The 22,881-nt window shown below is 30.9% G+C and carries 19 protein-coding genes and 1 pseudogene; 19 read left to right on the top strand and 1 reads right to left on the bottom strand.

Going from position 1 to position 22,881, the window contains the following annotated elements; translation table 11 throughout:
• Positions 1-105 precede the first annotated feature (105 nt).
• The 11 genes and pseudogenes from L1S47_RS01455 to L1S47_RS01505 all read left to right on the top strand — a co-directional run bounded on the left by L1S47_RS01455 (position 106) and on the right by L1S47_RS01505 (position 12,731).
• Positions 106-540, top strand: a complete 435-nt coding sequence (locus L1S47_RS01455) for a hypothetical protein (protein WP_238881712.1) — start codon at positions 106-108, stop codon at positions 538-540.
• Positions 541-774: 234 nt separating this feature from the next.
• Complete coding sequence (locus L1S47_RS01460; protein ID WP_238881713.1) at positions 775-3,240, top strand: SEC-C metal-binding domain-containing protein; 2,466 nt, start codon at positions 775-777, stop codon at positions 3,238-3,240.
• Between the two features lie 38 nt (positions 3,241-3,278).
• Entirely contained in the window at positions 3,279-3,446 is a 168-nt protein-coding gene (locus L1S47_RS01465; RefSeq protein WP_238881714.1) for a hypothetical protein, read from the top strand.
• A gap of 766 nt (positions 3,447-4,212) precedes the next feature.
• Positions 4,213-4,365, top strand: a complete 153-nt coding sequence (locus L1S47_RS01470) for a hypothetical protein (RefSeq protein ID WP_238881715.1) — start codon at positions 4,213-4,215, stop codon at positions 4,363-4,365.
• Between the two features lie 91 nt (positions 4,366-4,456).
• Positions 4,457-4,783: a helix-turn-helix domain-containing protein gene (locus L1S47_RS01475; RefSeq protein WP_238881716.1), complete on the top strand. Its 327-nt coding sequence runs from the start codon at positions 4,457-4,459 to the stop codon at positions 4,781-4,783.
• Positions 4,784-4,799: 16 nt separating this feature from the next.
• The gene (locus L1S47_RS01480) at positions 4,800-5,057 is read left to right on the top strand and encodes a hypothetical protein (RefSeq protein WP_238881717.1); all 258 of its coding nucleotides are present in this window, start codon (positions 4,800-4,802) and stop codon (positions 5,055-5,057) included.
• Positions 5,058-5,076: 19 nt separating this feature from the next.
• Complete coding sequence (locus tag L1S47_RS01485; protein ID WP_238881718.1) at positions 5,077-5,442, top strand: hypothetical protein; 366 nt, start codon at positions 5,077-5,079, stop codon at positions 5,440-5,442.
• Between the two features lie 35 nt (positions 5,443-5,477).
• Complete coding sequence (locus L1S47_RS01490) at positions 5,478-6,002, top strand: hypothetical protein (RefSeq protein WP_238881719.1); 525 nt, start codon at positions 5,478-5,480, stop codon at positions 6,000-6,002.
• Positions 6,003-6,988: 986 nt separating this feature from the next.
• Entirely contained in the window at positions 6,989-11,767 is a 4,779-nt protein-coding gene (locus L1S47_RS01495) for an SMEK domain-containing protein (protein WP_238881720.1), read from the top strand.
• A gap of 250 nt (positions 11,768-12,017) precedes the next feature.
• Positions 12,018-12,143, top strand: a pseudogene (locus tag L1S47_RS01500) (DUF1653 domain-containing protein); the annotation flags it as partial.
• A gap of 36 nt (positions 12,144-12,179) precedes the next feature.
• A complete protein-coding gene (locus L1S47_RS01505) occupies positions 12,180-12,731 on the top strand; it encodes a hypothetical protein (RefSeq protein ID WP_238881721.1) in 552 nt (183 codons plus the stop codon).
• Between the two features lie 62 nt (positions 12,732-12,793).
• Here the strand turns inward: L1S47_RS01505 and L1S47_RS01510 are convergent, their stop codons facing one another.
• Positions 12,794-14,455 (bottom strand): glutamine--tRNA ligase/YqeY domain fusion protein, encoded by a 1,662-nt coding sequence (locus tag L1S47_RS01510; protein WP_238881722.1) that lies wholly within the window; start codon positions 14,453-14,455, stop codon positions 12,794-12,796.
• 212 nt (positions 14,456-14,667) lie between these two features.
• Here L1S47_RS01510 and L1S47_RS01515 point away from each other — a divergent pair, with 212 nt between their 5' ends.
• The 8 genes from L1S47_RS01515 (at position 14,668) to L1S47_RS01550 (ending at position 22,792) form a co-directional block, all read left to right on the top strand.
• A complete protein-coding gene (locus L1S47_RS01515; protein ID WP_238881723.1) occupies positions 14,668-15,117 on the top strand; it encodes a PIN domain-containing protein in 450 nt (149 codons plus the stop codon).
• Positions 15,118-15,131: 14 nt separating this feature from the next.
• A complete protein-coding gene (locus tag L1S47_RS01520) occupies positions 15,132-15,455 on the top strand; it encodes a thioredoxin family protein (RefSeq protein WP_238881724.1) in 324 nt (107 codons plus the stop codon).
• A 224-nt stretch (positions 15,456-15,679) separates the two neighbouring features.
• Positions 15,680-17,050, top strand: a complete 1,371-nt coding sequence (locus L1S47_RS01525; RefSeq protein ID WP_238881725.1) for an FAD-binding oxidoreductase — start codon at positions 15,680-15,682, stop codon at positions 17,048-17,050.
• Between the two features lie 336 nt (positions 17,051-17,386).
• Positions 17,387-18,385 carry a dihydroxyacetone kinase subunit DhaK gene (dhaK, locus tag L1S47_RS01530; protein WP_238881726.1) on the top strand — a complete coding sequence of 333 codons (999 nt, stop codon included), beginning with the start codon at positions 17,387-17,389 and terminating at the stop codon, positions 18,383-18,385.
• An 18-nt stretch (positions 18,386-18,403) separates the two neighbouring features.
• Positions 18,404-19,033, top strand: a complete 630-nt coding sequence (gene dhaL / locus L1S47_RS01535; RefSeq protein ID WP_238881727.1) for a dihydroxyacetone kinase subunit DhaL — start codon at positions 18,404-18,406, stop codon at positions 19,031-19,033.
• Positions 19,034-19,082: 49 nt separating this feature from the next.
• The gene (gene dhaM, locus L1S47_RS01540) at positions 19,083-19,472 is read left to right on the top strand and encodes a dihydroxyacetone kinase phosphoryl donor subunit DhaM (RefSeq protein ID WP_238881728.1); all 390 of its coding nucleotides are present in this window, start codon (positions 19,083-19,085) and stop codon (positions 19,470-19,472) included.
• Positions 19,473-19,776: 304 nt separating this feature from the next.
• Complete coding sequence (locus L1S47_RS01545) at positions 19,777-21,846, top strand: sigma 54-interacting transcriptional regulator (RefSeq protein ID WP_238881729.1); 2,070 nt, start codon at positions 19,777-19,779, stop codon at positions 21,844-21,846.
• A gap of 241 nt (positions 21,847-22,087) precedes the next feature.
• Positions 22,088-22,792, top strand: coding sequence for an MIP/aquaporin family protein (locus L1S47_RS01550; protein ID WP_238881730.1), 705 nt, complete (start codon positions 22,088-22,090; stop codon positions 22,790-22,792).
• Positions 22,793-22,881 lie beyond the last annotated feature (89 nt).

Genomic DNA, 22,881 nt, shown 5'->3' on the forward strand with positions numbered 1-22,881 from the left:
CATGCAAGAATAAACAGATTCGTTGAACTAATTAGTTCAACAGCAGCTAGAGAGACAGAAATAACAAAATTTATGGCAGAGCCACAAAATTAATTTATTCTATGTATGGCATTCTTTGGATCAAAAATTCACTCTGAAGTTGAATGTAAATGGGCAGATACTTCAAAGCAGCCAATAAGACCAGATTTTTATATTGAGCAACCAAATGGATACTGTGATGTAGTTGAATTCAAACTTCCGTCTCTTAAAAATGATTCAGTTGTTGGTATTGAAAATAGAAAAACATTTAACTCAGCAATATATTCGTATATTGCACAAACTAGGGTATACGAAGAGTATTTTGAGGATCCAAGGAATAGGCAGTATTTAAAAGAAGAATACGATATTAATGTTAAGTATCCAAAAAGGTGGTTAGTGGTATGCCGAAGATGGATGTTTTCGGCGGATAAATGGAAGGATATAGAAAGAGGCTATAGAAATCTTATAATACGAACATATGATGATATTATTGATGGTGTTATAAGCCAACTATACTCTTAATATAGGACAAACTTCGTATGGTTTAACAAAAAGTAGAAAATTTCTATTAGGTGGTGTGTCTGTGGAATACAGGTGACAGGCTCATGACTTTTGAATTTAATTCGCCCTCCCTCTTCCGTGCACTGTAGTGTATTGCTATTCTATTAAAAAATAGTAAATCAGATGGAGGATTGGTGCAATGGGTTTTTATAGTTTGTTTGTGCCTTAATTGAAACGAAAGGAATGGAGACAAGTATGAGTAATAATTGTATGAATGAAGCTACCTTTGAAGCTCAGTTAAACGGGGAGCTTAAAAAGGTATTTCCAACACTAAATCATTTAAAGATAACCCATCAGAAAGTTTTAACGCTTAGGCTAGGGCATCATATAATAGGGCTAAATGCTTTGGAACGTGAGCGCTTATATGGACGTTCAGATGTTCTTATTGAATATGAAAATAAGCCTCTTGCAATAATAGAATTGAAACGTAAAGGAAATGAAATAACAATAGGCGACAAGGAGCAGGGGATTTCGTATGCTCGTTTAATAACTCCGATGCCACCGCTTGTAATTGTAACAAATGGTGATAATGTAAAGTTTTATAAGACATATGATAAAACTGAGCTTCAATTTAAGAGTGTTGATGAGCAAACTATCGAAACACTTTTTTTTGATGCAATTAATTGTGCGGCAAAGGAACATGATGAAGCGGTTAATATTCTACTTGGTAAACAACCTGATATTTGGACTAAAGTTATCAAAGAATTTACTAATACTGTTTTTGAAGGACGTAAAGGAGAAATTACTGATTTTACATACCCGTTAATAAAGGATATTTCATTTAAGAGAAAAATTGTTAGTGATTTGGGTAACCTAATATATTCAGGGGAAAAACTTATATCACTAATTGGACCTCCACTCTCTGGAAAAACCAATTTATTATATCAATTATGCACCTCATCTGAATTCGATAAAATAGTTCCGTTGTATATTGATGCATCAACAACAATGCATGGTATATTTAAGCAATTAGCCATGCAGTTTAGTAGAACACTGTTTAAAAATATGTCTATAGAAGAAGTCCGTCAATGGATACTAACTGCATTTAGAAATAATGTTGATGGTCAATTAGTTATAATTATTGATGGATGGTCGACTTGTGCAAAAGATGAAATAATGAAAGATGTAGAAGAATTAATACTGTTGAGTGATAACAAAAATATAACAATAGTTTTATCAATGGATGATACTACCTTTAAACAAGTTTCTTATGTTCCTAGCCGTCCTACTAAGACTGAGCTAGGAAGAAGGGCAAAACAAGTAAACTTGTTACCGATTGATAAGGAAGAGATGGAAAGCATAGCAGAATATATTTTTGAAAAATATAGTGCATGTTTTCATAATGGAGCTTTTCATAATGCTGAATATCGTCATCCAAGAATACTGCGAATTCTATTGGCAAGTCTTTATAAATCAGGAATTGGAACAAAGCATGAAAGAGATGACGGAAGAATGAGTTTTTTTTCATTACCGAGCTTAACTGATGTATCTGTTATCTCTTCTTGCTGGGACAAGTTTGCAACAGATACTATATTACGTTCTGATATGAAGTTCCTTGCAAAGGCACATGTGCTGGATGAAAGCAATAGAAGAATGTACCCGGAGCTGTCGATAATGTCACATGGCAGAGGCCATATAATATGGGAAACTGCAGAGAGTACATTAGGGAATGAAAGATTAAATAGACTTTTAGAACAAGGAATTTTAGAAAGAATAAATGGACCACGTGGAAAAGAACTAGTTCTACCTAAAACTCCAGAGCTTTTATCAATAGCAGCTGGTTATTATATATCACAAGAAGCATTGCGCTTGTTAAGTCAAGGTCAATTTGAACAAGCATATGATTTTATTATAGAAAGTAGTTTTCCTCTACCACTTGGTGATATAGCTGCTGCAAAAGCTCTGATAGAGATTTCTCTCAGCAATGCTCAGGCATTTACTGATATAGTATATAGGTTGTTAGAGGATGAACCAAGTGAAAGTAATTTAGGGGAAGGAAGTTTAATAAGTGCTGACTTTCCAGGTATTGGTATAATTAATCTTCATTTTGGTGAAGGAATGAATGAAACAGCAATCGGAAATTATCATCCATGGCTTATTCTATCTCAGATTGCTTGTTTGCCAATAGGTGATGAAAATGGAAGTAGGAACATTCATTTGCGGATTTTAGCGACACTAGGTTCATATTCAGGTTTGCTAAGAAGGCCAGATGATTTAAATAATTATGATTTAGAAGGATTGCATTTTCACGATATTGAAGGGCGCGGTAGTATGTTGTGTAGAAATGTAGGTATCGTAGAACCAATAACATATGCTATTCAGCAGGGATTCTATAGTATGCCTGAAGAAATGCTTAAACTCTGCAATTGGGCTAAGAAAAATGATGATTTTCATTTGATGTGGAGGATATTAACAGCAGCTCAAACAACTACTACGTGTGTTGATGAAAAGATATGCAAAGCTTCCGAACAAGCTATAAGATTACTGGATTCCTGTAACGAAGCTAGCAAAGAGAAATGTATATCAGATGAACGTAAGGCTAATGACAATATTGAACATATAACTAAATCTCCAATAATAGTAGGTGATAAAATTGGAAGAAATCATCCGTGCCCTTGTAAAAGTGGAAAAAAGTATAAGAAATGCTGTGGGAAATCATGATATAGTTATGGTTTTTGATTCGTAGTGGGGGAACTATTTTGAGTTGTATTTTTGCAAACGGAAATAATCAAGACAGAGAGCAGATGAAGCAGTATTGCGAATTGCCATCAAGTTCCATGGGTTACGGATGGTTTATTGAATTGATTTTTGATAATTGGGGACTGCTCGAACCCTTTAATATCAGGCAATTGCTGGCACATGCATAAAGTTTGCATAACATCGGTGAAGAATGATAAGATGTATTTCGATAAACAGAAGAACTTATTTCATTAGTAATAAGCTATGGAGAAACCTGTGAAATTATTGGAATGAATGAAGATCATTTTAGTCGCTTAGTCCATCTATAGATGACAGTATAAAAAGATTTGGAAAGCTAAATAGTTTTCCATCATCAATATAATAAGGAATAAATTATACAAATTTACCTGGTATAATTGAAAGGTTAGACTGTTTTCATTCAGTGTCAGGAGCAATAAATACTAAGAATAAAAACCTCCGATAACACTGTTACGGAAAACCGTACCATAAGTAAATGAGGTTTTCTTTTTAAGTGGATATAACTTAGGTTATGGGGATTTTACTAGTTAGAATAGAGTATCATAAGTAAGGTATAGATAATATAAAAAGAGTACTAGTAGCTATAATATTGATATTTTTTTAGTTTATGGATAATTGAGAAAATATAAATTAGATAAGAAATAGAAAAAAATATTTGAAGCATATTAGGAAGAAATTATAACTAAAGATGAATTCTTAACTAGAAGGGCAGAATTAAATAATAGGATTAAAGTTCTTGAAGAACTGAAAGCTCCAGTAATGGGTATATTGTAAGATGATGTAAGCGAGCAAATACCATATGAGTTTACTAGAATCATACAGGAGAATTTCAGTAAAGTGTTAAGTGGTAATATTACAAGAGAACAGCAGAAGAAATAGTTACAGATGATAATATTAGAAATATCAATTAATTAGTTGAGAGAGTGTGGTTCAATAAAATTAAATATTAAAGATAAGTTAGTTGATTATATAAATAGTGAAGAAGGAGTATCCGTAGAGGTTACGCCTTCTTCTTTTATGTTAAGAAATATTGGTATAAGTACATTAGATTTACATATTGAAATATAGAATAATTAAGAATAATTAAGGAAATAATACACATCAAATTAATATTAAATTTGTATTAATTTAATAAATTAATATGTAGGGAGTAGAAAATATGTTTTCAGAAATAACAGAACATTTTATAAATAAAAAACCGTTTTTGAGTGAAAATCAGATTGAAAGTTTTAATATGGGGATAAAACGTTCAACTGGAGAAAAGTTCATGAAGGTAAGAACTGTTGATGGTAAGATATTTATAAAAATAGTTGCGCCTAATGGAATTATAAGTAATGAGTACATTGATATTCCATCATATTATACTACAGAACAAAGAGATGAATTAGTAAAATATCTTAAATATGCTAAAGGACTTATTCAAGATGATATAGCTACATATTTAGGAATAAGTCAAAGTACAGTATCTAATATACTAAGAGATTAATAATAAGGAGAAAAGCATGGAAATAATTGATTTAAAAGCTAAAATGTATAGAAAAATAAAATGTCCTTTATGTAATAGTGAAAAAGTAGATGTAAATATTGAATTTGAGAATGAATATGGAGAAAATGAATGGGAGTATATATGTAAAAGTTGTGATGAAGTTTTTGTGTTAGATTATGACTATAAGCATTATGAGGAAGGAAGTTGTGATGAAGAGGAGTGGCAAGAACTTGATGAAGATAGGAAATGTTTAATTGGTGAAGATATAGAGTAATCTTTAAAATTATTAATATATGGAAGTGGTTAACTACTACTTTGTTATTTTCTTAAATAATGTAATTCAATTTGTTATGATAGAAAATATAGGAATAAATACTAGAAATATGGTGGGTATTATGGAAAAAAGAATAGTTAATGTAAATAATAAAGAATTGAATTATATAGATAAAAAGGATTTAGAAACTATAAAAGATATATTTGCAAAACCAATAGCTGATATATTTAAAGTTGCGAAAGAAAATAATAAAGAAATTGAACCAATTATAAAGGCAATTATTCTAGAAGAATTTATAGAAGAATTTAAAAATGGAAATTTAAAATTAATTAAAAGTAAGGCAGGAGGGATATTGCCTAATATTGTAGATGGTGAAATAAGATAATAAAACAAGTTAGATTAGAAGAAACAAAAGAAAATTTGGATGATAAAAGAGTAGATAAGCTAGGAGAGTATGTAACAGAACAAAAACTAGATGCTATCAAAGAACAATTAGAGTGCATTATGTGCTTAGTAGAAGACATTGAAAGAGGTCAAAGAAATGATAGGTATGGTAAAGTTGATGGAGCTATAAGAACAATAAAACAATCTTTTGATGAAACAGATTTGGATAGGAGAAATAGGCTATATGATCGGGTTCAAATAGAAATAAATCAAGCCGTAGAGGCAATAAATAAAGAGATTAAGGATGGATTGAACTTTTTTAAGGAGTGGGAAGAGAGAAATTTTTTACAAAAGAATATTGGGAGTGTTAAATTCTCTTCACGGAATATAAATAGAAAGTTTAACAAGCTTTGTGAAGATTATTTATATTTAAATCGTGCAAAGACATCTTTAATAGAATTGAAATTAAGTCAAGGCATGGAAAAGTATAAAATTGATTTAATGATACAGGATTTAAACGAAGTAGATACTCAGCTAAAAGAAAGATATCAAATTGGTTAGCTCCAAAAAGTAGTAATAACGAGTGGCAATATAGATTGTTGGATAAGCCTCAATATAAGAATGGATTAATAATTGAATATAATATAAAAGATTTTATAGGAGAAGGGGAAAATAAGCATGACAAATAACTGCAAGAAAAAAGGGTGCAATAATGAAGCATTAAATGGAGGTAAGTATTGTAATTACCATCAATCAAAAAAAGAATATACTAAAAAAAGCTTATAAATGGAGCTTGTGCATTGGCAACTTTTGCAATAGTAAGAGCATTAAAGAAGCCAGTAAAGAAATAAATAAAAAAACCTCACTTAGTATGAATATGGAGAAGCGTATCTGTAGAGAACCCAAATTAATAGACTAAAAAGTTTAATAATAAGAATATAATTGAAGGGATTGTTACAAGTCGCTTCCATCTACCGTAAATCCCACGAAAATCTAATAAAATTTCGTGGGTTATTATTATATTTTTGTGTTAACTAAAAATTAGTATCTGATTTAAGTAAACTCTCTGAAAAGCATAGTAGTTCTTTATAAATATGAATGTTACCAAAACAAGAATTCTGACTTTGGGTATTGAAAATTTTCGAAATAAAAAGTAATACTTGATAAAATTTTCAAATGATGTTCTTTTGTTGAAGCAAATCTCCTAAAGATATACAATAATAAATATAACAAGTTTTAAAAGACTCTTTAGATGTAAAAGACATCTTTTATATATAAAAGTTACGTTCAATTTACTGTGTTGCTGTAGTAGTAGCTCCACAGTAAATTAAAGAAATTAGTTTGCTATGGGGATGAGCAGTTTGTAAATTTGATAGTTATTACATAATTGAAGTTATGAGGAGCAGGTGAAACGAAAATCACTATTGTAAGTGGATGAAGCGTTGAAATTATATGTGCCATGGAGATATGGAATATGTATTGTATTTAAAAAGTGAATTACAGAAGGTTAATAGTTGTAATACAAAGAAGTTAAGGGGGGAATAGAATTGGAAAAATCGGACGAGCGAATTCAATTTATAGCAGATTATATTTCTGCATATGAAGAGAAAATCAAGTTACTTAATATTAACGGACTTTTTGATGCTGCTAAATTATTTGAGTTGTTTGCAATTGAAGTAGGAAGTCTATACTTTGGCCAGAGGTTTAGTAATTTAAATATTGATACATACACTTATCCTTGTGTTGATTTGATCTCTGCGGATAAGCAAACTTACATACAAGTAAGTACTGCGAAAGACATTCCAGCAAAAATAAAAAAAACTCTTGAAAGTATTAGGGATTCAAAGAAAGTCGAAATTAACACATTGACAAATGTAAAGTTTTTCATGCTTAACAATGATAGTGTGGACAAGGTAAAAGACTATACTGGAAATGACCAGATAGGTAGTATTTCATTTACTAAAGCAAACGACTTAATTACTACAAATAATATTCTTCAAAAAGCAATAAACAATCTTGATTTTCAGATTGATCTATATAAACTGCTTAAGAGAGAAGTAGAGAGTATTAAAGATAATTTATATAAATTTGAAGAAGCTATTGCGAATAGCAAAAGTATTGGACTGGGTAATTTAGATTGCAAAATAAATAAAGAATACGAAATCGATCGAAGTGAGATTATTTCCAAGATAAAAGCAGAAAATCATAAAAATATTTCCATACAAGGAGGAGCTGGTAGCGGTAAGTCGGTTCTTTGCAAGAAGATTGTTGAAGAAGAAGGAAACCTTATTTATGCAAGAGCAGAACGATTTATTGAGGAAAGTGACATAAACAATATCTGGGGGTTTAATGTTAGGCAAACTCTTGAATACTTAAATGGCAAGCCTATTATATTTTTTATAGATTCTCTTGAATTTATTGCAGATAGTCCTACAAAACTTGATTTATTATGTGCTCTCTATGAAAGTACCAAGAAATATCCAGCTGCTAAAATAATTACTTCGTGTCGTACAAGTGATAAAAACGCTTTTATGAAAATTGAAAGTAATTACTCAGTTTATTCATACGAGGTGCCCAAATTAACAATATCAGAACAATTGGCGATTGCTAGAAAATACTTTATTATTAATAAAATGTTGGAAATGAATTCGTATGCTGAACTTTTGAAATCACCATTTTATATAAATTTGATAGTTTCAGAAATAACTAACATTGATAACATTTCTGATGAGAATCAACTAAGAGAGCATATTTGGAAACATATAATATGTTTAGATGACAACCAGATTAAGAAAGTTGTTGAGTCAATAGTTTTTACAAGGGCTAAGGATTTTTTACTTGGTGCGACCAGCACTAATTATGACACAAAAACAATAAAAAAGTTAGTCTCAAAAGGGGTACTAGTTAGAAATGAAGAAACCGTTAGATTAAAGTATGATATTTTTGAAGATATTTGCTTTGAACAGCATTTAGATAACGAATTTAATAAATGCAAAGGTAAGTATAATGAATTTTTTGAGCAAATAAAAACCTTTGGCAGATGTATTTATAGGCGTTATCAAATTTGGATTTCAAATAAATTATTAGCAAAGAATAATCGTGAAAGATTCTTATTTGAATTGGTTTTTTCAACAAAAATGCCACAAGATTGGAGAAAGCAAACCGAAATAGGTTTAGTAAAATCAAGATATTGTGGTCAATTTTTTAGTGAGTATGGGCAAACGATAATTAAAAACGGGATGATTAATGATTTTATCAAAATAACAAACTTATATGCCTTTGAAATTAATAATGACTTTTTTGCAAAGTTGCCCTCTTACATTCAGTTACGACCAAGTGGAGAGGGGAGGGGAAGTCTAATAAATTTAATTGAAGAAAATAAACTGTACGAAAAAGATGAAATTTTACGATTAGATTTAGTGAAAATTTGCACAGATTATTCTAAAGTACAGTTGAAAGACAAGAAGATAGCAGAAGATGCTTGTCGCATTTTGGAATATATCATTGATAAATACATAGTCGAATATGAAGCAAAAAATTACTATAAATTAGATGATATTGTAAATGGTTTGCTTACACCTATTTATCTAATGGCAGAATATTCAAAAGAGTGGATAAAAGAATTTTGGGGGAGGTTAAACTCTTACTATAAATGCGACGAACGAGGTAAGGTGCGACTGGCAGAAGATATTATCGAGGAAACTCTCAAATTTAGGCACACGAAACTAGCAGAATATTTACCGATGGAATTATGCAATCTTGCAGAAATATTTTGGACATATTCACCTAAGAAAAAACGCGATCGCCATGACTTTGGATTTTATGAAAGAGATAGACATGATATTTCTTATCAGTATGGTTTGAATAAAAATGCAGAGCATTATGGGAGTGAATCAACGCGGAACAGTGCAATAGATAGTAATTTCTTTTATTTCTTATTCAAAAAAAATTTCTTGTTAGGCATGAATTGGGCCATTGATTTTGTTAATAAAGCAATATTAGATTTGGCAAAAAAACATGAAAATGGTTTACTAACTTATGAAATTAATTTTATTGAAGATAACATAAAAAAGTCTTATCTGGGTTTACCAGAAATGTGGTTAGCCACTACTGAAGAGGATAGAATGCCAACGGTTATAAGTGACTTAATATATTGTTTAAAAGAAGTGCTGCGCAGTGCTATAGAAAACGATGCTGTTGAGAATAAAGAAACTGTTAAATTTGCTGAAAATGTTAAAAAGCTTATCTATGAAAAATCAAATAATATAGCATTACTAACAATTATCGCTGATATAGGAATGGAGTTTTGTCAAAAGCTACCTGGCTATGCATTAGAGCTAACAACAAATATTGATATTATCCTTAATGACTTAACAAGACTTTCTTTATCAATAAAAGATCCATATATAGAAATGTATGAAAAACAAATGTTCATAAAGATGGGAACACCTTTTCCACTTCCTGATAGGTACAATAAAAAAGATATTAAGCAGTATAATTTGTTGGATTATGTCCGAGATTCTGAAATTTATTATGGTGAAGAAATTAAAGTAAAGTGTTACAAAATTTTAGACTATCTCTATTCGATTGTGCCAAATGATAAAATAAATGCAACTAGTTATTTGCAAATTCAAAAGATGGATTTACGAACAGCGCTGGCAGTAAAGGTTAACGATACTACAATAGCATTGTACCCAACCGTCACTGGCGAAGCGGAGAAGATAACAATTGAAAATGAAAAACAAAGACTGCCTGAAAGTTCCATCGCATTATTAATTGATGATTGCAATAAAAAAATAAGTGAAAATAAATTTGAATTAAAAGATTGTCTTGATGCGATAGAATTACTGTTAGAAAAAAGAAAAAATTGTAGTATACCTGAAAAATATGATAAGTTTCTTATTGATTTAATTAGTATGGCTCTAAATGATAAGGCACTTGATGACAACACAAGAGCAAGATTTAGCCAATTATGGATAGATGGAATAAGACGGTATTTTTCAAGAAAGAGTTTTGTTTTTGAATATAGATATTGCTTTGTACTTTTTTCACAAATAGAAACAAAGGTTTGTGACTCAATAAAAGAACAGATAAAGCAACTAGTTCTAGATTTGATGTTGTATAAGGGACAAGATGGAATCGTAATGAAAATAGCACGTTATGCGAAATTATATTTAAGAACCAATCAACAACTTGCAAGAGCTATATTCAATACAATTTATAAGCTTGCAGAAGATGAAATGAATCATCAAAAATTCAATGCCAAATATACTAATAAATATAGAAAAGAAGAAAATTTTAAATTTATACCAAATGCACAACCCAAACTTTTAGGAGTTGATTATTATATAGAAAAGGATAAGAGAAAAAAATATAAAAGTCAGAAAGATGAAATAATCATAGAGTATTTATTCAATAATACAAAGCTTGAGTTATCTAACTTTGAAATGGACAATTATGATATAACAACATTATGCTACGCTATTAACTGTGGGCTGTCTTTAGAGGATGCTAATTTTGCAATGATTGTTAAGAAAGCATTTACGGCTATGATTAATGTATGGAAAATAACTGAGCATACACGTCATTCGCATGATATACTTGGAGTTTATCCACTTTATGAAGTTATGGATTTTTTTAAAAGAGAACTTGTCGCAAGTGAGACTAATACTTCAATTGTTTTAGACATTCTTTTTACAGAGGTTGATTTTTCAATATTTACGAGTGAAACTATAAAGTTTTATCTTAATGTGTTTGGGGCATTACTTTCGGAGTATTTTGATTCACATAGTGATAAGGATAGGCGAGCTCATTGTGAAAAGATTATTTACTCATTAGAGAGTAAGATTATGGAATTAAAAGAAGAAAAGATTAAAGTCGAATTGTACAAATCGCTAATATTGTCTATTACTAAATATGGAGGTGGCGGAAATTGGAGTAAATTCCAATCAGGGTACTCTTATCAAGATAAGCAGTTTTTAAATGATTTATTCAGAAAATATGGCGGATTTCATTTAAAACAGATGCTGGATACAATTTATAAACTTCACTTAGATAAATTACTGCCAGAGATACTTTTATCAGTAAGAGATGCGTTCAAGAATACTCCGCGAACAAATAAATCTAGCTCCGATGTGTTTGTAGAAATAGTAAGAGAGAAAAAAGATATTGTTCTAACAATGATAACAAAAGCTTTCTTAGATTTTAGTGACAGAATAAAAGAAGATGATGATTTGACAACGGCATTTGAAGAAATCTTGGAGATGCTTATTGAAATAAACTACGAAGAAGCCGCTACAGTTTTAGATGAATTTAGGGTTCACTAAATGTTTAGCAAGTTGATTTAAATATTGATTCAGATAATTTAGAATTCAGTGATGCTGGTAATGATGAAAGTTTATAAGTTAGATTCTTTAATATCTAAACAGACATAAGATAATGATGGAAAAATCACTTATTTGTTTTTTAGAAAGATTTTAAATTTATATAATAATTTACTGAAAATAGTATGCATTGAATTTCGTCTGTAAAAATATAAATTATTAAAAAAGTATGTGACATTCCTGGCAAGCTTTATATGGAGAGTGTGGAGTATATGCAAGGCCAATAGATATGTTCTTAAGCGAAGTTGATAAAGAAAAATATCCTAATATTGAACAAATATATAGGTTTGAGCCAGTGGTTATTAAAAGTGTAAAGTAGTTTATAATTAATTGGGAAATATGAGGGGGAAATTATATGGTTGAAAAAGGGTTAAGTAAATTATATTTGGGTTTTATATTTATAATGCTTAGTTTTAGAATTCAAGGCTTTGATATTTTTCCAGATGTAGTTGGTTATGTGTTATTTGCATTTGCTTTTAGAGATCTTAATTCAAGAAGTGAGTTTTTTAGCTTGGCTTCAAAATATAATATAGCATTGATAGTTTTATCTATATTTTCAATTTACCAAAGACCTACTCAAGCAGAGGGAATTCACTTTGGTTCTTTAGGAATCTTAGGTGCAGTTATAGGTATCGTAGTAGTAGTTCTTAATTTACTAGTTGTATATAATATATTTATGGGAATACATGATGTTGCTTATACGCAAGAGCAGTATGAGCTAGCTGAAGCCTCTCAGAAAAAATGGAAACTCTATTTGACGTTGCAAATAGCAGTCTGGATGGTGCTAATATTGATATTCATACCTATATTAGCACTAATATATACATTTGCGATTTTTGCTGCAACGATTATAATTACAATATCCATCATAAACTTTATAAATAAATGTAGTAGAGAATTAAATTAATAATAAATATAAATAAAATTAAAAATACCGTGCTAGTTTTTTTAGCACGGTATTCTTTGCTATTAGCTTAATTTAAATGATGATTTTAAAGATACTATTCTGTTAAATACTAATTTTTCAGGAGTAGTATTCTTAGTATCTACATTAAAGAAACCATTTCTAACCATTTGGAATTTATCTTGAGGTTTAGCATCTTTAATAGCAGTTGGCTCAATAAAGCCTTGTAATATCTCCATTGAGTTTGGATTTATTTGTTCTAAGAAGTGTTTATCTTCACCTTCTTCTGAATCATCTAATATTAATGGTTCATACAATCTAAATTCTGCAGGAACACAAGATTTAGCATCTACCCAGTGGATTGTTCCTTTAACCTTTCTACCAGTAAATCCAGAACCACTCTTAGTTTCTGGGTCATAAGTACAGTGGATTTCTATTACTTCACCATTTTCATCTTTAATTATTTCGTTACATTTAACGAAATATGCTCCCTTTAATCTAACTTCGTTACCAGGGAATAGTCTAAAGTATTTCTTTGGAGGAATCTCCATGAAATCTTCTCTCTCAATATATAATTCTCTTGAGAATGGAACTAATCTAGTACCTTGAGTTTCATCTTTAGAGTTATTTTCAATTTCAAGCATTTCTGTTTCATTTTCAGGATAGTTAGTTATTACAAGCTTTAGTGGATTTAATACAGCCATAGCTAGTGGTGCTTTAAGTTGTAAATCTTCTCTTATGAAATAATCTAACATTTGAGAATCAACAACAGAATTAGCTTTAGCAACACCAATTGCTGTACAGAAATTTCTTAATGCATCAGGAGTACAACCTTTTCTTCTTAATCCAGAAATAGTAGGCATTCTTGGGTCATCCCATCCATCAACGACTTTTTCATCAACTAACTGCTTAAGCTTTCTCTTACTCATAACGGTATTAGTCATGTTTAATCTTGCAAATTCAATTTGTCTTGGAGTAGCTTCCATTTCACATTCACGTACTACCCAATCATATAAAGGTCTATGATCTTCAAACTCTAAAGTACAAATAGAGTGAGTTACGTGCTCTATAGCATCTTCTAATGGATGAGCAAAGTCGTACATTGGATATATACACCACTTGTCTCCTGTATTATGATGTGTAGAGTGAGATATTCTGTAGATAATTGGATCTCTCATATTTATATTTGGTGAAGCCATATCTATTTTTGCTCTTAGAACCTTTTCACCGTCAGCAAATTCTCCGTTTTTCATTCTTTCAAATAAATCTAGGTTTTCTTCAATAGATCTATTTCTATATGGACTTTCTTTACCAGGTTTAGTTAATGTACCTCTATATTCTTTAGCTTCTTCAGCGGTTAAATCACAAACATAAGCTAAACCTTTTTTTATTAATAAAACAGCCTTTTCATACATTGTATCAAAGTAATTAGATGCAAAGAAAAGCTCATCCCAATTTCCGCCAAGCCATTTTACATCTTCTTTAATTGATTCAACATATTCAGTATCTTCTTTAACTGGATTAGTATCATCAAATCTTAAATGAGTTTTTCCATTAAATTCTCCTGCTAAACCAAAGTTTAAAAGAATAGATTTAGCATGCCCTATATGTAAGTATCCGTTTGGTTCAGGTGGAAAGCGGGTAATAATCTCTTTATGCTTACCACTTTCAAGATCCTCTAGGACTATATTTCTTATAAAATTAGAAGAATTAATTTCGTTTGACATAGTTTTACCTCTCTTATTCTGTATAATTAAGTTATAAAAAGAACATATTACGAAAAATAGTATTCCTTTTTTATTCGTAGATACTAATAATTTTAATCCAATATTAAGGAAAAATAAAGATAAACTGCTATAAAATATTTAAAATTATCCGTAATGTATGGGAATTATGTGTTTTACTATCTATTTATGTCATAAATTTAGGGGTAATAATTATGATAAAATATTTACTAGATACTAATGTAATAATAGGACTTTGGAGTAAGTATCCAAATGTTTTAGACAAACTTATTAAAGATGATAATATTACAATTATAAGAGAGATCAGTGAAGAATTAGTGATTAAGGAAAGAAAAATATATAAAGGACAAGAAGTATTGTCTGAGAGATTTTGCAACCTACTAACTTATATTAAGGATATTGATAAAAGTGGCATTGAAGAGTTTTATGAAATGCTTCATATAAAATACTCAATGAAAGGGAATGCATATTTTGAAGAGGTTAATAAGTTATCTCGGATTGATTTGATTATTTTATATGCTTGCACTTTAGAAGAAAATCTCATATTAATAACAGAAGACAGAAAACTATTTAATGCAGCAGGTATAATATTAGGTGAAAAAAGAGTAATAACACTAAATACACTAATAGAAAATTTAGAATAAAGAGGTGTAAATAATTGAATAAATTGCATAGTGATAATGATATAGTTGATTTAATAAAAAATCATAGAATGACAGTGGTCTATTTTAGTGGAAGTACCTGTGGTGCTTGTGAAGTTATTAAACTTAAAATTGAAGATATGTTAAAAAAATATCCTAATATTAAGTGTGGAGAAATAGATGCAGAAAAGCATTTAGACTTAGCAGCAAAGTACAATATATTTTCAGTTCCAATATTTTTGCTATATATAGATGGAAAGGAAAGTATAAGACTTGGAAGGAATTTAGACTTGTTAGAGTTAGAAACAAATATAGGAAGGTATTATGAAATGATATTTTAAAGTGTTTCGTTTAATAAACTAAAAACAATAAAGTATGAAATCCTCTATATGAATTTTAAGGTGATAAATGTACTTTTGATGACATTGTGTCAAAGTAAATCTATTTCACCAGAATCAAAGATGGAACTAAACTAATTAAAGGTCATATTATATAACATAAGGTAACTTTAGTTAGTCGATTATTTGATATCAAGATAGGATAATTCAAAATAGAGGGTGATTGAATGAAACAAAAGACAAAGTTAACGGGAAGAGTAATATATCCTAATGATCCAGGATACCAGCGAGCTCGTATGAACTGGAATCCATTTACTAATGCATACCCAATCGTATTTGTATTCGCACAGCAAAATGAAGATGTTGTAAATGCCGTAAGATGGGCACGTGAGAATAATGTACCCATTCGTATGAGAAGTGGTAGGCATGCTTTGGCAAAAGATTTTTCGCAAACAAACGGAGGTATAGTAATAGATACCAGTTTAATGAGAAAGGTTGAACTAGATAAATCATTAGGAATTGCTACTGTTGAAGCAGGAATACGTGTAGGTGCACTTGTGAGGATGCTTGCACAGATAGGAATCTTGGCTCCATTTGGAGATAGTTCAACTGTTGGTATAGGAGGCATAAGTACTGGTGGAGGAATTACTGCAATCCAGAGAACAGCAGGAGTTATATCAGACAATATTCTATCAGCTACTTTAGTTGATGCCAATGGTGATATTCTAAATGTTAGTGAAGATGAAAATTCTGATTTGCTATGGGCAATTCGTGGAGGTGGAGGAGGAAACTTCGGTATTATTACTTCCTACACATTTAAAGTTCGTCCAGCCCCATTTAAAGTTGGAATATTTCAAATAATATGGCCATGGGAGCAATTGAATGAGGTTATAGATGCTTGGCAAAGATGGTCTCCTTCTGTAGATAAAAGACTTGGTACAATACTAGAGATATATTCAAAAACCAATGGACTTCTACGTTCACAGGGTATATTCCTTGGTCCAAAAGAAGAACTGGAGAAATTGATAACAACTTTGACAGATGTAGGATCTCCTATAAAGGTGTTTGTTGATGAGGTTTCACTACTAGAGGCGATAGATTTTTGGGCTCCGAATGAACCTCTATTTGACAATCAAAACACTACCTGGTCTTCTTCTTGGGTAGAACAAATGCTTCCTGATGATGGAATTAATGCAATCCGAAGCTTTTTAGAAAAAGCAAGAGGAAGCGAATCTAATTTCTTTTTCTTAAACTCTGGAGGAGCAATGAACCAGGTACCTCCACAGGCTACGGCTTTTTTCTGGCGCAATACTAAATATTATTTGGAGTGGGATGCCTCATGGACTGATCCATGTGAAACACAAAAGAATATTGAGCTTGTCCAACAAACACGGGAACAATTAAGGCCTTATGTAACTGGCTCATACGTCAATGTACCAGACTTAGGAATAAAGAATTATGGTCAGGAATATTATGGTGATAATTTTGCTAGGCTTCAAAAAGTTAAAGCAAAATATGATCCAGAAAACATTTTCCATTTCGTACAGAGTATTCCTATACCACCTGATTGTGATAAATGCCATAAGGATTATAAGTAATAGCAACAATTGATTTTTATTAAGACGAATAGTTTTTTTATAAAATGTAGTAAAGCGTGCGATATTTAAAATCGCACGTTACTTAATTCTTTATTGGTTAATATAAAAAATAAGTAGATAAAGTTACATAAGTAATATTAATTAAAATCACCTCATATTATATTTTGAGGTGATTTTATGTTTGAAATAATTAAGGAGTTAATAATTTAAGTTTAATAAAGTGAATACAATAATATTAAAGAGAGATTTTAAGGGTTATATGAAATAGAAGGTGAATAATTAGATTTCTAATTTATTTATAATTAATTTTTTATATTTAAAGGGAGGAAGGGTTTAATGAAAAAAATTATAAACAATCCGGACTTAGTAGTTGAGGACATGCTAAAAGGAATGGTTGCAGCTCATCCACAATATATAAAGAAATTAGAAAATGCAGATGTTATAGTTAGAGCAAATTCGAATGCTTATGAAAAGGTAGCGTTAGTTAGCGGAGGAGGAAGTGGTCATGAACCTGCACATGGAGGTTATGTAGGCAAAGGAATGCTTGATGCAGCTGTTGCAGGAGCTGTATTTACGTCTCCAACACCTGACCAGGTATACGAAGCTATAAAAGCAACTGATTCAGGAAAAGGAGTTTTACTTATAATTAAGAATTACACTGGAGATATAATGAATTTCGAGATGGCAAAGGAAATGGCTGAAATGGAGGGGATAAATGTAAACGCTGTCGTAGTTAATGATGATGTGGCAGTAGAAAATAGTACCTATACAGCTGGAAGAAGAGGAATAGCAGGTACAATATTTGTACACAAGATAGCTGGAGCAAAGGCTGAAACTGGAGCTTCTTTAGATGAAGTTACAGCTGTAGCAGAGAAGGTAATAGCAAATGTAAGAAGTATGGGAATGGCGATTTCTTCATGTATAGTTCCTGCAGCAGGTAAACCAAACTTTACTTTAGGTGAAGAGGAAATGGAAATAGGAATGGGGATACACGGGGAACCTGGGACTCATAGAGAAAAAATTAAATCTTCTGATGAAATAGCTGAGCACTTAGTAAATAAAATCTTAGGGGACTCTCCGCTAAATAAAGGGGAAGAAGTTGCAGTAATGGTTAATGGATTAGCCTCAACTCCTCTTATGGAATTATATATAGTTAATAAAAAGGTAAGTGAAATACTAGAAGAAAAAGGTATAAAAATCCATAAAACTTTTGTAGGAGAATTTATGACATCACTTGAGATGGCAGGCTTTTCTATAACTATGTTAAAGCTTGATAGTGAATTAAAGGAACTACTAGATGCGACCGCGGATACACCAGCTTTTAAAAGTATATAAGGTGGAGGAATAAAGGTTATGAGTATAGATGGGAAAAAGGTTATAGAAATATTAGAAAAGATAAATGTAAAGATGGAGGAAAATAAGGCTTACCTCTCAGAATTAGATGCAGCTATTGGAGATGGAGATCATGGTTTAAATATGAGTAAGGGATTTAAGGCTGTGGTAGAAAAATTAAAAGAGGATGATGGACATGACATAGCAGGCATTTTAAAGAAAACAGGAATGGCATTAGTTACGAATGTAGGAGGGGCCTCTGGTCCTTTGTATGGTACAGCATTTATGAAGGCGGCAGGGTGTTTAAGTGGAAAAACAGAAATAGATATAAATGATTTTGAAGAGATGCTATATTATGCCCTTGAAGGTATAAAAATGAGAGGAAGAAGTGAAGCAGGAGATAAAACTATGATAGATGCTATTGAACCTGCTTTAAAAGCTGTGAGGGAAGGAATATCAAATGAACTTGAAGCTAAAGAGGTGCTTAGATTAGCTAAGGAAGCTGCATTTAAGGGTGTTGAATATACTAAGGATATTGTAGCAAAAAAAGGAAGAGCTAGTTACTTAGGTCTTAGAAGCGTAGGACATCAAGATGCTGGAGCTACTTCATCTGCTATAATGCTAGAGACTATATACCAAGCATTTAATTAAAAATTTTTATAGGAATCATGTTAAGATAACTTCAAAAAGGAGAGTATACATGGTAGGGTTAGTAATAGTTTCACATAGTGAAAATATAGCAAAAGGGGTAAAAGAGTTAGTTGAACAAATGGTGCCTAATGTACCTATTGCAGCGGCTGGAGGAGCATATGATGGAAGCATAGGTACTGATATTGAAAAAATAATGAATGGAATAGAAAGAGTTTATACAGAAGATGGCGTAATTGTTATTTTTGACTTAGGCAGTGCGTTTATGAATGCTGAAATGGCCATAGAATTTTTAGATGCAGAAATGATAGATAAAGTAAAAATAATAGATTGTCCAATCGTAGAAGGAGCAGTAACTGCTGCAGTTGAAAGTAGCTTAGATAAAAAGATAATTGAAATACAAGAAGCCTTGCAACCCATGGATTTAGGTAAAATGCCATAAGAAATGATTTAAGCTAAACTCTAGCCGATTAATCTTAGATAGTGAAACCCTCAACAGTAATGCTGAGGGTTTCACTTATTAAAATATATATGAAGAGTGTACTCGAAAGGGATAAAACGCGTACTTTTACTTCGGTGTCATAATGTGAACAAAACTCGCTAAGTTCTAAAAACTAATCATAGGACTGTAATTGCACCAATTAAAAGAAAAATTAAGCTTGTCCACTAACTCTAAATATTAGATACTATTAGTATAGAATTCTTTTATAAAAATTTGTGATACGTAAGAAGAGGAGTTGAAAGAGTTGGTACTTTATAAAGAGGCGATAATAAAGCATGAGAAAGGCCTGCACGCTAGAGTTTTAGCAATGGTAGTTCATAAAGTAAGTGAACTACAAAAGATATATAATGTAGAATTTTTTATAATATATAAAGAAAAAAAGAAGGTTTTAGCTACTAGTCTTATGCCGTTAGTATTACTAAAGGTAAGGCAAAATGAAAAGGTTACCATAGAAGCACATGGAGAGAAGCCTGAGAAAGCTTTGAATATTTTATGTGATTATCTTCAAAGTGATTTTAACTTAGAAGATAAGAGTACTATGAATCAGGTAGATAACATAATAAATAATAATACAATAACGCTAGAACAAGTATTTAGTAATATACCAAATGGTATTATTGCATCTGATGAAAACGATATTATTACCATATTTAATGAAGAAGCCGAAAGGATTCTTGATTTATCCTCTAGTGATGTCATTGGCAAAAAAGTTTATGATGCTGTTCCTTTATCAAATCTTCATGAGATAAATAAGACAGGAAAATCAGAGTTAATGGTAAGGGAAGTAATAAATAATAGAATACTTCTTATTAATAGAACGCCAATAGTAATAGATAAAATCCCTAAAGGAGCTTTATCTATATTTAGTGATATATCGAATCTGGAAAAAGTTAAAGATGAATTAAAGACTGTTAAAGAACTTCAGGAAAGATTGCAGCTAATACTTGAGACTGTACAAGATGGTATATGCGTAATAAATTCTGAGGGATATATAACTTATGTAAATAGAGCATATCTTAGAATTTTAAATGAAAAGGAAGAGAATATATTAAATAAAAATATTAAAGAAATATCCCCTAAAGGCGCAAGGCGAAATGTTTTGGAAACTGGAGAAAGTATAATAGGAGCTATAAGCTATAAAGAAAATAATATAGTTATAGTTTCTAATGTTAATCCTATAGTAGTTGATGGAGAAATAACAGGAGTAGTATCAGTTATAAAAAATGTCACAGAAATTCAAGATCTATCTGAAAAATTGAGTAAGGCATCTGCGAAAGCTGAATACTTAGAACAAGAGCTTATAAGAACTAAAAAGCCAGATTCGGCATTTTCAAAATATATTGGCTATAGTGGTAAAGTATTAGATGCATTAGCTACTGCTTTTAAAGCTGCTAGGACTGATGCTACGGTTTTAATAAGAGGGGAAAGTGGTACGGGAAAAGAATTAATAGCGGAAGGGGTACATTTTGCAAGTGAAAATTCAGTTGGCTCTTTTGTAAGAGTTAACTGTGCGGCAATACCGCAAAATTTATTGGAAAGTGAACTTTTCGGTCATGAGAAAGGGGCTTTTACTGGTGCAATAAAAAGAAAGTTAGGAAAATTTGAATTAGCCCAAAATGGAACCATATTTTTAGATGAAATAGGGGAAATGGATAAAAGCATGCAAGCTAAAGTATTAAGGGTAATTCAAGAAAAGGAATTTCAAAGAGTTGGAGGAGAAGAGAATATAAAGATAAATGTACGAATTATTGCTGCCACTCATAGAAATTTAGAGGAAATGGTTAAATCAATGGATTTTAGAGAGGATTTATACTACAGATTAAATGTTATCCCTATATTTCTTCCACCACTTAGAGAGAGAAAACAAGACATAGCACCATTGCTAGAACACTTTATAGAAAAAATAAGTAAAAAAATTAATAAGAAGATAGACTTAGTTACTAATGAAGCAATGGAAGCTTTACTCGAATATAAGTGGCCAGGTAATATAAGAGAATTAGAAAATCTAGTTGAGCGTTTAATGGCACTAAATGAAACTGGAATAATTGAAGTTAAAGATCTTCCAGCATATATGAAAGAAGAAGGTAATTTAAGTAGTAATTTAGTAAGAAGCAAAAAGAAAGACTATATAGAAGAAATCTTGGAAGGCGATAATATTTTACCTTTAAAAGAGTATGAGAGAATTATAATTGAAAAAGCACTAAAAAAATATGGTAGCTATAATGCAGCAGGAAAAGTTTTAGGATTAACTCATAAAACTGTTGCAGCAAAAGCAAGGCAATATGGAATTGAGAAAAGGGTAACTTGGGAATAAGTATGAGAAAAAATACCAAGGTGGGTAAAAGGTATCATGGTAAAAAAGAACAATACGATACTTTTTACCATTAAATCCTTCTCATCTACATATCTCAATTTGTAAATGTTTACTATTTAAATGGTTGAAAATGCTTACATATACTTGAAATAAGATTTTGACAACTTATTTTGGCATACAAATTGCTTTATATAAAGGTGTGAGAAAAAAATAAATTTCATAATTTAAAGGAGGAAATTTTATGACACACTTTTTGGCAGAGCTTGTTGGAACTCTATTATTAGTATTATTAGGAGATGGAGTTGTAGCCAATGTAGTTTTAAAAAAATCAAAAGGGGAGAATTCAGGATGGATTGTAATTGCGACAGGATGGGCATTTGCAGTGGTTATTCCAGCATATATTGTTGGAAGCGTAAGTGGTGCACATCTTAACCCTGCAGTTACTGTAGGACTTGCTATAATAGGGAAGTTCCCATGGGCAGAAGTACCAAGTTATTTAGCAGCTCAATTTATAGGAGCGTTTATAGGTGCAATACTTGTATGGATTCATTATTATAAGCATTTTGAAGAAACAGAAGATCCAGGACTTATTCTAGCAGCATTTTCAACAGGAGCAGCAATAAGAAGTAATTTATTTAACTTTCTAAGTGAATTACTAGGAACAGCTGTATTAGTTTTTGGAATACTAGGAATAACATCACAAAAGATGGCAGATGGAATGGGAGTCTTCGCTATAGGAATTTTAATCTGGGCTATAGGGCTTTGCCTTGGAGGAACGACTGGTTATGCAATAAATCCAGCTAGAGATTTAGCACCAAGAATTGTACATGCAATAGTTCCTATAAAAAATAAAGGGAATTCAGATTGGGGATATGCTTGGATTCCAGTTTTGGGACCAATACTAGGGGGCGTAGTAGGAGCTGTAATATTTAACATGATATTTTAAGACTAAAACTATATTTTATGGTTAATAGAGAATAGAGAACACCATAAAAAATAGCAAATAATACATTGAGCTAAAGTAATATTATTTGC

Source organism: Clostridium sp. YIM B02551 (genome assembly GCF_022324735.1).
In the GTDB taxonomy this organism is placed as follows: Bacteria; Bacillota; Clostridia; order Clostridiales; family Clostridiaceae; genus Clostridium_T; species Clostridium_T paridis.